Genomic DNA, 13028 nt, shown 5'->3' on the forward strand with positions numbered 1-13028 from the left:
GTTACGAATCGGTTTTGACTAATAAGGGCTGTTGGATAGGCCAACAAAATCGTAAACAGGCACCGCCCAGCGGGCTGGCGTCTGCCCAAATGCTGCCGTGGTGAGCTTCGGCAATGGAATGTACGATCGCCAGCCCCAAACCACAGCCGCCAGTGGCACGATCGCGGCTGGGATCAAGACGAACAAAGGGTTCAAATATTCGTTGGCGTTCATGCGGTGCGATACCAGGGCCGTCATCTTCTACCTGTAGACAAGCGTTGACGCCATCGATCCATAAACTGATGCGGAGCCGATGTTCTGCATAGCGCAATGCATTATTGAGTAAATTGTCCACAACACGCTCCATCAGGCGCAGGTCGACACCGCCGAAATCAGCCCCATGTGGAATGGTGAGTTCAATATCGCGGTCGGCATGAATTGATCGTACATCTTCAACTTTGTCTTGTAACCAACCGGCGAGATCGAGGGGAGCCCTATTCAAAACAACTTGCGGGCGGTCGATTTGCGCATAGGTCAATAACTCGTCAATTAACGACTCTAACTGCCCAATGTCACTGTTTAACGCTCGTTGTTCAGCGTCCGAAAGGTTATCACTCATCGCCAATCGGTAGCGCAACCGCACCAGCGGGGTACGCAGTTCATGAGCGACCCCGTCAATCAACTGCTTTTTACTGGCGATCAGGGTATTGATATTGTCGGCCATTTGATTGAAGGCGACGCCAAGCCGATTCAGACTCGATGTGGTATCGAAATGGGTGCGTTCATCGAGATGCCCGGCTCCTAAACGTTGCGCAGCACTTTCCAATTTTAGTAAATCTTGCCAGTGTGGCCGCATCCACAGGAATACGGGTAATGCCAGTGACAGACCGATTAACAGCAGCAGCGCAAAATCGAGCAACCGCATTTGGTGCAAGTAAAACAGGTAAGGAATCGGACCGACCACCAACACATAATGGCTGCGCGGAATACGTTGCATGAAGGTATATTGATCATCAAGGGCAATGATCTCACCCTGCCGAAGACGTTTCATCATGTCCTCGCTCAGACGCTGTTTGCCAAGCGGTTCGATATGCAGTTCGAACGACAGGTTAAGATCAAGATTATCAATGGTTTTGTTCCAGTCTTTCAGCGGTATTTCCCGCAGTTCGCTGCGCATCAGATACAGCGAGCTTTTCATCAGATCGTCCATCGATTCGCGCCCGGCGCGTTCGGCTGTGACTTTGTACACCAGTCCGACCAACATCGCCATGACCAGAAAGCAGACAAACAACAGCAAAAAGAACTGAACAAAAATTTTCTTCATTGCTGGCGAATCTCCCAAGCATTGGGCGCGAACAGGTAGCCTTTATTACGTACGGTCTTGATGCGGAAAGGTTCTAACGTGTTGTCATACAGCTTGCGACGCAGGCGGGAAATCGCGACGTCAATGCTGCGATCCATACCATCGTAACTGACTCCGCGCAGATTCAGGAGCAAGGCTTCACGGTCCATAACCTGTCCGGCATGGGTTGCTAATTCCCATAACAAATCAAAATCGCCAGTGGAAAGGGTGATGGCTTCTCCTGCCAAGGTAATTTGCCGGTTCACTGGGTCGATGCACAGCAAGCCAAAATGCAATGCATTGTGTTGGGTAAGCGTTGATGGCATCTCGCTCTTTGGTTTGCCATCGTGTTGGCGCAGGTGTAACCGTAAGCGCGCCAGCAGAACCGCAGGCGGTGTCGTTTTCAAAATGTAATCATTGGCACCCATTTCTAATGAAAGAATATGGTTCATATCGCTGTCAAGGGAAGTTAGCAGCACGATTGGGCCAGCAAATACTGGCCGCAGATCGCGGCATAGCGTCATGCCGTCTTTACCGGGTAGCATAATATCTAGCAGCAGCAGGTCTGGCTGTTCTTGCTCAACGCGCGCCTGCGCGGTATCACCCCGTGGTTCTACCAGCACCTCAATGTCATGTTTGCCCAGATAAGCGGCGATCAGCTGGCCAACTTCCACATCGTCTTCAACAAAAATAATTTTATGCATTTTATGTCGTTATCAGCAAAGTAAACCGTTCCATTCTACGCCGCGTTTCATTAAACAATGACTCAACGTAGTGGTCGACCGCCATCTACGCCAAACGTTCGTCCGGTGACGTAACAGCTGTTGAGAAGATAATTCACCAACTCGACCACTTCGCTCTCGCCGGGGGCGATCTTCATCAGTGATTTTTCCAATGCTTGCTGGCGGTAGGCTTCGTCATCTCCGGAATTAAAGATAATCAACGATGGGGCAATAGCATTCACTTTGACTTCCGGTGCCAGTTTACGCGCAAACGATCGCGTCATATTGTCCAGTGCCGCTTTGCTGGCGGCATAAGCAATATGTTTATCGCTACCTTTTTCAACAACGTAATCGGTCAGATGAATGATATCGGCACCGGCTTGGCCTTGCCCTCGTAAGCAAGACTCCAATAGTTGATTCAGTAGGTAAGGGGTATAGACGTGGATTTGCAGCATTGACGCCATTATCTGTTCTGGCGGCGTCTGCGGCGATTCTGCTAACCACGCGCTGGCGTTGTGGATCACCGCCCGTAGTTTGGGCGCAATCTGTTTCACTTGCTCGGCAAAACGGTAAATCCCATCATGCGTAGAGAAATCCCCCTGAATACAGATAGCTCCGCGTCTTTTTAACTCAGTTAATATGGGATAATCGCTGCGATAAGCGATGATAACGGGGATCTCGCGTTGCAGGAAGGATTCGGCTAAGGCTAAACCAATCCGGCGAGCACCACCGGTAATCAGCACCGGTGATGTATGACTATGTTCCATCGATTAAAGCTCCTGGACAGGCTGGCAAACAATAGGGGAATTATGCCATCATAAGGCGCTAAATCGTTATCGCTTCGCATTGATTATGCATTTCAGGATGTGATATCCCTTGAGGGAGCGAGGATAACGACAACGGATCGGTATCAGCCGTTTTGAATCTAGCGTACAGCTGCCCCTTGTGGAACGTATTCATCGTGTGCCTATCGCGCTAAGTGATTGAGATGAGGGGAACAGCCACTTTGTATGTTGACATAAACCGGTAAACACGGGCCAAGAGGGGAATTGAGGGGATGAGCAACAGCCACCTTGCATCCGTCGCGTGCAGTGAGAAAATCTGCTTTGACTACGTCGATTTTCTATCAGCATCGTGCAAGAAACACTGGCGCTTTATAGATGCAATATACGGTGTGATGCCTATTTTTGGCATGGTATTGAAATCGCGGGTGGCGAGCAAGCACACGCGAAAAGAGCATTTAAAAGAGCTCGCTTTACAGGTTGTTTCAACTCAAGTTAGCGATGAGACTAACATTTTACGCTTGATCGATTTGGCGCAGCAGCAGGGGTTAGCCGTGTTTGATATCCAATTGCCTTATGCACTGGACAAAAATCAGTTGGCTGTGATTCAGCAAGAGTGTGGTGACCAGATGCGAGTCACACAGCTCGGCGAGCGAATAACGATAACCACTCAAAAAAAATGACCAGGTAAACACCTGGTCATTTTTTTGTTTATTGCATCATGAACCAGCCTGCAGGCACCGTGGCGAGCAGTAGGAGGAAAATGCTGCTCTTCTCTAGGGTATTCAATAACTTCACATCATCATGACCGCGGCGGGCATAGATGAACACCAATAATCCCGGCGCATACAGCAAGACTGACATCAATAAATGCATCAAACCTGAAGCATAAAGCAGCCAAATGCCATATAAACATGCGCCGGCCGCTGCAAAAATCAATCGCTTATCATTGCGTTGCTTCGCGACTTTAAACAAAAATGCACCGACCAAAAAATACGGTACCAAGACCATCTCAGACGCGATCGTCAGCAACGAATTATAGTTGCTGCCGGTCAACCAAATGATCACCAGCGCTGCCTGTACGGCGCCATTAGTCAGCCATAAAGACGCGGATGGGGCGTGGTGCCTGTTCTGTTTACGGAAGGTCTTTGGGAATGCCCCGTGTTGTGCGGCCACCAGCGGCACTTCCGCGGCCATAATGGTCCAACTGAGGTAGGCACCGCATACTGAAATAATCAAACCGGCCGCAATGATCACGCTACCCCATGGGCCAATCAGATCGACCATCAATACTGCCATTGATGGATTCCGCATCTGCGCTAATTCGCTGCGTGGCACGACGCCGAGCGCCAATAATGTCACCAGTAAATACACGGCAAGGGCTGAGATGACAGCCAGCATTGTCGCGACGCCGACATCTTTCTTGTGCCGCGCGCGCGCGGATAATACCACTGCACCTTCAACGCCGATAAACACCCATAGGGTGATCAGCATAGTATCTTTTACCTGTGTCCACACCGGCTTACCGAGTGCCACTCCGCTGAAGTCAAGTGTGAATACTTCCATTTTGAAAGCAAGAGCGGCCAACACGGCGAACAGCCCAAGCGGTAATAGTTTTGCTAATGTGGTCGCCAGGTTGATGCTGGCGGCGGTCTGTGTGCCGCGCAGCACTAACGCATGCACCACCCATAGCAAGACAGATTCCCCCAAGAGAGCTTGCCAAGTATTACCGTCACCAAGGATCACAGCATCGCCGCGATCGGTGAAAATACTCAATGCGGCAAACACAATCACTAAATAAGAGACGTTGGCGATGACCGCGCATAACCAGTAGCCCCAAGCAGAACAGAAGCCGACTAATTCGCCGAACCCTTCTTTGGCGTAGGTGAAGATACCGCCATCCAGATCGGGACGCAGGCGCGTCAGTAACAGCATGGCGAATGCCAGGAACAAAATACCAACGCCGGTGATCCCCCAGCCTATCAGTAACGCCGCGGGGCTAGCGACTTCCGCCATGTTTTGCGGCAGGCTGAACACGCCAGCACCGAGCATCGAACTGAGCACTAGGGCGGTTAACGCGGTTAGACCTAATTTTTTTTCCAATGATGGTTCCCAAACACAGAATAAATAACTGGCGAGCATCTATTGAACAGTAACAACACAATGAAAAGTATTGCGAACAGAGACAATAGCCCTAAAAATTGGCGCAAATTTTACGGAGGGAACGGGTGAGATGCAATGATTGAATATGCGCAATCGGTAAAAAATTATTCAGTCAATTCTGAAAAACGATGCAAAAAAACGGGCGGCTTTATATGGCCGCCCGGGATGCATAGCTAAATGGGGATTATTTGAACAAATCTGCACTGACGGTTAGGTTGCCGCCGCTCTTGTTCTGCCACTGGCGAGTAACGTGATAGTACTTGGCACCTTTCGCCGCAGCCCGTTTAGCGACTTCGGTGGAGACGTCCGTCATGCTGTTAAAATGGCCGGTGAAGGTGACTGAGTCAAAGGGCTGCATTTGCGCCGCAGTAATATTATTCACTTCTTGTATCTTGGTACCGTCAGGTAGCGTGACAGTGTAGCGTTTGCCGGTAGAGGATTGCGTTTCGAAGAAACGCCCAACTTCACGGCTTGGTGAACCTGAAGAGGCTACGCCGGGAATTTCCACTTTCGCGGCTGCAGCGCCACCAGCGGCCAGTGCCGCTTTACCGGCTTCTGAATCGGCAGGGATCGCATCAGGGCTTTGGACGATGCGTTTTGGCGCATCTGCTTTATAGATATATGCGGTAATGTATTGATTGCCGCCTTGGTTAGCATCCACTTGACGCACAATAAAGAATGAATCGGCGCCTTTTTTCTTGGCTTCTTTTGAAATCGCGTCGTTAACATCCGGTTGGCTGCGGAAGAAACCGCTGGCGCTAACGGTGTCATACGGCTCTAACCGATAGGCTTGATCTTTTGGTAATTCTTTCACACCGTTAAACACGCGGTAGTGGGCTTTTTTACTCACTTCTGGGGCATCTTTATGATAGATGTCTGCGGTGACGCGCCAATTGCCGCCGTTGTTGGTATTGCTAATATCTTGAATATAGAAGGCATCAGCGCCTAATTTGTCTGCACGGCGAGATACGGCATCTGCGGCTTCATTGATGGCAATAAAGCGGCCAGTAATCGTGATGCGATCAAACGGCTTAACAGCCGCTGCTTTTTCAGGTGTTAACTCAAGCGCTGCCTGAGCGGAGAGCGCGGTGAGTGATAACAAGGCTGATGCGATGATCGAGGTCTTCAGCTTCATAAAAAATCCTTTCGCCTAGCGCATTAACGTTTATAACGTGCTGAACTGTTGAGGTGTCATTCAGCCGTTGATTATTACATGTATTCTTGGCGGGTGTCTCAGCATTTTATGTCATCACATGAGACAAATCTGTTTACCTTCATCATGTTTTTAATCTATAGAAACTATTATAAGTTTCAATAATAAAGCGTTTGGCTGAATAAGCGTTAATTATTCACAAATTTATAACTATTATGCTGCATTGTCGCTGTGCACCTTCGTTAAGGTAACGGGAGGGGGAAAAAATAGTGCGCTTTGCCGGGTATTATTGGCGACTATTTCACGCAAAATTGCGGTGTGTCATATCCTTATGTGAATTTTTATGTAAAAACTGGTCGAATGGTTCACGCAATCATGGATCATCGATCATATTTTCAGTAGGTTATAGATGGTGCCGATATTCACTTGCAGGCAAGGTCAGATAAAGCCTTGCTGGTCGGTGCTATGGCTATGGGGTAGGAAGATAATAAAATCCAAAAGTTAAATGGAAGAGAGAATATTATGCGTATTGGTGTACCAAGAGAACGGTTGGCCAATGAAGCCCGCGTTGCTGCAACACCTAAGACGGTGGAGCAATTACTGAAACTGGGCTTTACCGTCGCGATTGAACGCGATGCAGGCAAACTGGCAAGCTTTGATGATGTCGCTTATGAAACGGCTGGAGCGACCCTTACCGACACGGCCGAAGTCTGGCAATCGGATCTGATACTGAAAGTGAATGCGCCGCAAGAGGACGAAATTGCCTTAATGCGCGAGGGCAGCACGTTGGTCAGCTTTATCTGGCCGGCACAAAACCCTGAACTGATGGAGAAACTCGCAGCGCGGAATGTGACGGCGCTGGCGATGGATTCCGTGCCGCGCATTTCGCGCGCGCAATCGATGGATGCATTGAGTTCGATGGCGAACATTGCCGGTTATCGCGCCATCGTAGAAGCCGCTCACGAGTTCGGTCGTTTCTTCACCGGCCAGATCACTGCAGCAGGCAAAGTGCCGCCAGCAAAAGTGATGATTATTGGTGCCGGCGTTGCGGGGCTGGCGGCTATTGGTGCCGCAGGTAGCTTGGGGGCGATCGTACGTGCTTTCGATACCCGCCCGGAAGTAAAAGAACAAGTGCAGAGTATGGGCGCAGAATTCCTTGAGTTGGATTTTGAGGAAGAGGCCGGTAGTGGCGATGGTTACGCCAAAGTGATGTCTGACGCTTTTATCAAGGCAGAAATGGCGCTGTTTGCGGCACAGGCGGAAGAGGTTGACATCATTGTTACCACCGCACTGATCCCAGGCAAACCCGCGCCGAAATTGATCACCAAAGAAATGGTGGCGTCAATGAAGCCCGGCAGCGTCATCGTTGATCTGGCAGCACAAACCGGTGGCAACTGTGAATTGACCGTTGCCGATCGGGTGACCGTCACGGAAAACGGCGTCAAAATCATCGGGTATACCGATTTGCCAAGCCGGCTGCCGACTCAATCGTCACAGCTGTATGGCACCAACCTGGTTAACTTGCTAAAACTGCTGACAAAAGAGAAAAACGGCGAAATTGATATTGATTTCGACGACACCGTGATTCGCGGCGTGACGGTGGTGCGTGAAGGTGAAGTGACCTGGCCAGCACCGCCGATCCAGGTTTCAGCTCAGCCTAAGCAGCCGCAACCGGCAGAGCCTGCCACCAAAGTAGAGAAAAAACCGACTTCACCTTGGCTCAAATATGGCCTGATTGCGCTGGCGATTATCCTATTCGGGTGGTTAGCCGACTCGGCACCCAAAGAGTTTTTATCGCACTTTACGGTGTTTGCGCTGGCCTGCGTAGTGGGTTATTACGTGGTGTGGAACGTCAGTCATGCTTTGCATACCCCGTTGATGTCTGTCACCAACGCGATTTCAGGGATTATCGTCGTCGGTGCATTATTGCAAATCGGGCACGGTGGCTGGGTGAGTTTCCTCTCTTTCATCGCCGTCTTGATTGCCAGCATCAATATTTTCGGTGGTTTCACCGTCACTCAGCGCATGCTGAAGATGTTTCGCAAGAACTAAGGGGTAACAAATGTCTGGAGGATTAGTTACAGCTGCATACATTGTTGCCGCTATTTTATTCATTTTCAGTCTGGCTGGTTTATCGCGCCATGAAACGTCCAAACAGGGTAACTTGTTCGGCGTCGCCGGGATGGCGATCGCGTTGATTGCCACCATCCTTGGGCCAGATTCTGGCAACGTGGGATGGATAATCATCGCGATGATTATTGGTGGCTCGATTGGTATCTATTTGGCCAAGAAAGTTGAAATGACCGAAATGCCGGAGTTGGTGGCAATGCTGCATAGCTTTGTCGGCCTGGCGGCGGTACTGGTTGGTTTCAACAGCTACTTGGATCACGGTACGATGACGGATCCGGTAATGGAAAATATCCATTTAACCGAAGTGTTCCTCGGAATCTTCATCGGTGCCGTCACCTTTACTGGCTCGATTGTGGCGTTTGGCAAGCTGCGGGGCATTATTTCGTCCAAGCCGTTGATGTTGCCTCACCGTCATAAATTGAATCTGGCCGCGTTGGTGGTGTCTTTCTTCTTATTGGTCATGTTCGTGCGCACCGACAGCGTTGGGTTAGAAGTCTTCGCGTTGTTGGTTATGACGGTCATCGCGCTGGCGTTTGGCTGGCATCTGGTTGCGTCAATTGGCGGTGCAGATATGCCAGTCGTGGTATCGATGCTTAACTCCTATTCGGGATGGGCAGCGGCAGCGGCAGGGTTCATGTTGAGCAACGATCTGTTAATCGTCACGGGGGCCTTGGTCGGCTCTTCCGGTGCGATTCTGTCTTACATCATGTGTAAGGCGATGAACCGATCGTTCATTAGCGTGATTGCTGGCGGTTTCGGCACTGATGGTTCTTCTACCGGTGATGCAGAAGAAATGGGTGAATACCGTGAAACCACGGCGGAAGAGGTGGCTGAATTGCTGCGTAACTCCACGTCTGTGATCATTGCACCAGGTTACGGTATGGCTGTTGCACAAGCGCAATACCCTGTCGCGGAGATCACTGAGAAACTGCGTGCGCGGGGCATCAAGGTGCGTTTCGGTATTCACCCGGTGGCGGGGCGTTTACCAGGGCACATGAACGTGTTACTGGCTGAAGCCAAAGTGCCGTACGATGTGGTATTGGAGATGGACGAAATCAACGACGATTTCCAAGATACCGACACCGTATTGGTCATTGGTGCTAACGATACGGTCAACCCAGCAGCGCTGGAAGATCCTCGCAGCCCAATTGCCGGGATGCCGGTGTTGGAAGTGTGGAAAGCGCAAAATGTGATTGTCTTTAAGCGCTCAATGAATACCGGTTATGCTGGCGTGCAGAATCCATTGTTCTTTAAAGAAAACACGCAAATGCTGTTTGGTGATGCTAAAGCCAGTGTCGAAGCTATTAAAAACGCATTGTAATCGTTAAGTAATATCGATAATTAATAACGGGCCGAGGTGATGGCCCGTTTTTTTATCAATCACACCGGCGCAGATCGCATCGACAGGGGAAATCGTGCGCATTCTCGGGCAAAATCGCTTATAACTTGTGCAACTCAACACATCAGATCACAATTAACGGATGTAATGCGGTATCTTATATCCCGATTTTATCAATTTAACGGATCCTAGACCCAATATGATTATCAAACCTAAGGTTCGCGGCTTTATCTGCACCACCACTCATCCGGTGGGTTGTGAAGCCAATGTTCGTCGTCAAATTGCCTATACCAAGCAACAAGGTGCCATTGCTAATGGCCCAAAACGCGTCTTGGTTATCGGTGCATCTACCGGTTATGGCCTGGCATCGCGTATTGCCACCGCATTTGGCAGTGGTGCTGCGACAATCGGTGTGTTCTTTGAGAAAGCCGGTACTGAAACCAAACCTGCGACCGCTGGCTGGTACAACTCTGCCGCCTTTGACAAAGCGGCTAAAGAAGAAGGGCTGTACGCAAAAAGCGTCAACGGCGACGCGTTCTCTAATGAGTGCCGCGCAAAAGTCATCGAACTGATTAAACAAGATCTGGGTCAGATTGATCTGGTGGTTTACTCCTTGGCATCGCCGGTACGTAAAATGCCGGAAACCGGTGAAGTGGTGCGCTCAGCGCTGAAACCTATTGGTGAGGTTTATACCACTACGGCGATTGACACCAATAAAGATCAAATCGTCACCGCGACCGTTGAACCCGCAACGGAAGAAGAAATTGAAAACACCATTACCGTGATGGGCGGCCAGGATTGGGAATTGTGGATGTCAGCACTAGAAGAAGCCAATGTGCTTTCCGAAGGTGCCAAGTCTGTCGCATATTCCTATATCGGTACGGATTTGACCTGGCCAATTTACTGGCACGGTACACTGGGCCGGGCAAAAGAAGATCTGGATCGTGCTGCAACCGCCATTCGCGGCGATCTGGCCGCCAAAGGCGGCACGGCACACGTCGCGGTTCTGAAATCCGTCGTGACCCAAGCTTCCTCTGCTATTCCTGTGATGCCGCTGTATATTTCAATGGCTTTCAAGATCATGAAAGAGAAGGGCATTCACGAAGGCTGCATGGAACAGGTGTATCGTATGATGCGCACCCGCCTTTACGGTGATGATCTGGCTCTGGACGACCATGCGCGCATTCGTATGGATGACTGGGAACTGCGTGATGACGTTCAGCAAGCCTGTAAGGACTTGTGGCCGTTGATCACATCAGAAAACCTCAGCCAACTGACCGACTACACCGCTTACAAGCAGGAGTTCCTGCGCCTGTTTGGGTTTGGTCTCGAAGACGTTGACTACGATGCGGACGTCAACCCAGACGTGCGTTTCGATGTCGTCGAGCTGTAATCCGCGTTAGGATGAGATAAACAGGCCCCTGTGGGGGTGTGTTTGTCTCATCTACGCTTATTTTAGCGTGTGGGGAACCTTCTAGGTGACTCAGATTCGCGGGTAATCGCGCGTATATGACTTATCGTTTCAGCGCTTCCTGCCACACGATTTAAAACCAATCTCCATCCAATATCGAGTTGTGCAGTTGCCTTTGTAAAGCACAATCGTTCCTTCTGCAACTTTGTCTATTCCCTAATACAGTGTTGTGAATTGTAATTATATATTGCAAAATGAAACTGAATGGCAGCAAGGATCGCAAACGCCCTTCTGACAAGTGGCAAGTATCTCTACCGTCAATGTCTTGCGACATCACTGTCTGCTATTTATACCTGATGTTGATGACCAATGTGGTGAGTAACATACTCATTCAGCGTAGTGCTGACAGCCTCTAACATCAAATTTAATAATAATGCTTTCTATTTTATAGGGATGTAATTGCATGGAAATTAATAAATCATATAAAAAGAATCTCATTACCTTGGGTGTATTGTCATGTTTTATTGGATATGCGCATGAGGCGCTGAGCTACCCGTTAATCAATGATCAAATAAATACCAATACGCGTTATTCCAACTCAGAACTCTATATAGATACAAATCATCAAATAGTAGGGATTACACTCGCGGATGAATCTACTTTACTCATGAACGGCGAGAGTCAGGCGACTGATACGGTGGTCGAAGGCCATTCCCTTATCCATATGTATCGATATGATGAAAAGACAGTGGGAAATCCGGTTATCAAAAACACGACCGTCAATGAATACGGCAGTGTTCATATGGCAGCAGGCTCTCTCTCAGTCGGTCAGTTATTTATTGGTAAAGATGCTTCATTAGATATTGATAACAATAAGATGGGGTTAACTGATGTTTCCGTTAACACTCCCGCTCCAGCTGCGAATGTGGCTATCGAAAATCTGACGTTAGTGGGAACGGCAGAGATAGCGCCCACTTGGCCGAGTTATCAAGGTGAGGATGGCGATGCACCATTACCAGAAAAACCGGGTCCTGCTCTGATTACCCGCATCGATAATTTAAATATGCAGTTAGGTAGCAAGTTGTCCATGACCCCCTATAAATCAGGCGTACAATTTAACCGTCTCGAGTTAAAAAATCTGTCTGGTGAAGGTGATTTTTATTTAACAACCAGCCTAGCTGATGGCCTTAGCGATAAAATATATGTATCAGACCACGCCTCGGGTAACTTTGGTTTACAAGTGAAAGACAGTGGGCGTGAGGTTAAAAATCCGCAAAACATCCAGTTGGTTTATATCAATAGCGGTGATGCACGGTTTAATTTGCTCAATAATGGCGGGGTCGTTGAAGCAGGTATCTGGCAATACAAGCTGTATAATAAAACAGATAATGGTCACACGGAGTGGTATCTGGTTGGGGGGCAACCAGGTGCATTGCCTCCACCGGAGACGAATCTCCCCCCTGATACCAATACTGGAACGCCCGAAGAAGGTAACAACACAACATCAAATCCTAAGCTAAGTAACAGCGCTCGTGCTGTCATTAACTTAGCAACGGCTCCGCGGCATATTCTTGAAGCCGAAAGCAGTACGCTGCGCCAACGAATGGGCGATTTGCGCCGCAATGATGGCGATGTAGGGGTATGGGCGCGTTATCTGAGTGATAATTCTCACTTTAACGACAAAGGTTACAGCGTGTATCGAACAAATTTAAATGGAATGCAGATCGGCGCTGACAAAAAACTATCCATCAATAATGGAGCCTTATTGCTCGGTGCGTTTACGTCTTATAGCAAGAGCAATATTAAATCAGACAATACAAATAATGGAAACATGCGTAGTCAAAGCGGTGGCATTTATGCCACATGGCTTGATAACTCGGGTTTCTATATCGACACGCTGCTGAAAGCGAACTGTAGTGGCACACTGAATTTGGCCACCTGAATAGAGGTGGTATCATCACCTCACAGTCAAAACAGGTGACATTATGACCGGACGTAACAGACGCA

10 protein-coding genes are annotated in these 13028 nt (G+C 49.1%); 5 read left to right on the forward strand and 5 right to left on the reverse strand.

Features of this window, described 5'->3' with window-relative positions:
* Position 1: 1 nt before the first annotated feature.
* The 3 genes from rstB to folM all read right to left on the reverse strand — a co-directional run bounded on the left by rstB (position 2) and on the right by folM (position 2810).
* Entirely contained in the window at positions 2-1303 is a 1302-nt protein-coding gene (rstB, locus tag ACQKDS_RS11490) for a two-component system sensor histidine kinase RstB (RefSeq protein WP_399670247.1), read from the reverse strand.
* A complete protein-coding gene (gene rstA / locus ACQKDS_RS11495; RefSeq protein ID WP_399670250.1) occupies positions 1300-2025 on the reverse strand; it encodes a two-component system response regulator RstA in 726 nt (241 codons plus the stop codon). The genes rstB and rstA overlap by 4 nt, the downstream gene beginning before the upstream one ends.
* A 62-nt stretch (positions 2026-2087) precedes the next feature.
* Entirely contained in the window at positions 2088-2810 is a 723-nt protein-coding gene (gene folM / locus ACQKDS_RS11500; RefSeq protein WP_399670254.1) for a dihydromonapterin reductase, read from the reverse strand.
* Positions 2811-3100: 290 nt separating this feature from the next.
* Between folM and ACQKDS_RS11505 the strand changes: the two genes are divergently transcribed.
* A complete protein-coding gene (locus ACQKDS_RS11505) occupies positions 3101-3508 on the forward strand; it encodes a hypothetical protein (RefSeq protein WP_399670257.1) in 408 nt (135 codons plus the stop codon).
* Positions 3509-3536: 28 nt separating this feature from the next.
* Here the strand turns inward: ACQKDS_RS11505 and ACQKDS_RS11510 are convergent, their stop codons facing one another.
* Both ACQKDS_RS11510 and ydgH read right to left on the reverse strand, forming a co-directional pair.
* The gene (locus ACQKDS_RS11510; protein ID WP_399670259.1) at positions 3537-4928 is read right to left on the reverse strand and encodes an amino acid permease; all 1392 of its coding nucleotides are present in this window, start codon (positions 4926-4928) and stop codon (positions 3537-3539) included.
* 244 nt (positions 4929-5172) lie between these two features.
* Positions 5173-6123, reverse strand: coding sequence for a DUF1471 family protein YdgH (gene ydgH, locus ACQKDS_RS11515; RefSeq protein ID WP_399670262.1), 951 nt, complete (start codon positions 6121-6123; stop codon positions 5173-5175).
* Positions 6124-6663: 540 nt separating this feature from the next.
* Between ydgH and pntA the strand changes: the two genes are divergently transcribed.
* The 4 genes from pntA to ACQKDS_RS11535 all read left to right on the forward strand — a co-directional run bounded on the left by pntA (position 6664) and on the right by ACQKDS_RS11535 (position 12963).
* Positions 6664-8193: a Re/Si-specific NAD(P)(+) transhydrogenase subunit alpha gene (gene pntA, locus ACQKDS_RS11520; protein WP_399670265.1), complete on the forward strand. Its 1530-nt coding sequence runs from the start codon at positions 6664-6666 to the stop codon at positions 8191-8193.
* Between the two features lie 10 nt (positions 8194-8203).
* Positions 8204-9592, forward strand: a complete 1389-nt coding sequence (gene pntB, locus ACQKDS_RS11525) for a Re/Si-specific NAD(P)(+) transhydrogenase subunit beta (RefSeq protein ID WP_399670268.1) — start codon at positions 8204-8206, stop codon at positions 9590-9592.
* A 217-nt stretch (positions 9593-9809) separates the two neighbouring features.
* Positions 9810-11003 carry an enoyl-ACP reductase FabV gene (gene fabV, locus ACQKDS_RS11530; protein ID WP_399670271.1) on the forward strand — a complete coding sequence of 398 codons (1194 nt, stop codon included), beginning with the start codon at positions 9810-9812 and terminating at the stop codon, positions 11001-11003.
* Between the two features lie 481 nt (positions 11004-11484).
* Entirely contained in the window at positions 11485-12963 is a 1479-nt protein-coding gene (locus ACQKDS_RS11535) for an autotransporter outer membrane beta-barrel domain-containing protein (RefSeq protein ID WP_399670274.1), read from the forward strand.
* Positions 12964-13028 lie beyond the last annotated feature (65 nt).

This window comes from Serratia sp. NPDC078593 (assembly GCF_050268245.1).
In the GTDB taxonomy this organism is placed as follows: Bacteria; Pseudomonadota; Gammaproteobacteria; order Enterobacterales; family Enterobacteriaceae; genus JBNNGK01.

Excerpts from the sequence above, each read along its gene's own strand:
- ydgH (WP_399670262.1), bottom strand. The coding sequence starts at position 6,123 with ATGAAGCTGAAGACCTCGATCATCGCATCAGCCTTGTTATCACTCACC.
- rstB (WP_399670247.1), bottom strand. The coding sequence starts at position 1,303 with ATGAAGAAAATTTTTGTTCAGTTCTTTTTGCTGTTGTTTGTCTGCTTT.
- ACQKDS_RS11505 (WP_399670257.1), top strand. The coding sequence starts at position 3,101 with ATGAGCAACAGCCACCTTGCATCCGTCGCGTGCAGTGAGAAAATCTGC.
- pntA (WP_399670265.1), top strand. The coding sequence starts at position 6,664 with ATGCGTATTGGTGTACCAAGAGAACGGTTGGCCAATGAAGCCCGCGTT.
- ACQKDS_RS11535 (WP_399670274.1), top strand. The coding sequence starts at position 11,485 with ATGGAAATTAATAAATCATATAAAAAGAATCTCATTACCTTGGGTGTA.
- pntB (WP_399670268.1), top strand. The coding sequence starts at position 8,204 with ATGTCTGGAGGATTAGTTACAGCTGCATACATTGTTGCCGCTATTTTA.
- folM (WP_399670254.1), bottom strand. The coding sequence starts at position 2,810 with ATGGAACATAGTCATACATCACCGGTGCTGATTACCGGTGGTGCTCGC.
- rstA (WP_399670250.1), bottom strand. The coding sequence starts at position 2,025 with ATGCATAAAATTATTTTTGTTGAAGACGATGTGGAAGTTGGCCAGCTG.
- fabV (WP_399670271.1), top strand. The coding sequence starts at position 9,810 with ATGATTATCAAACCTAAGGTTCGCGGCTTTATCTGCACCACCACTCAT.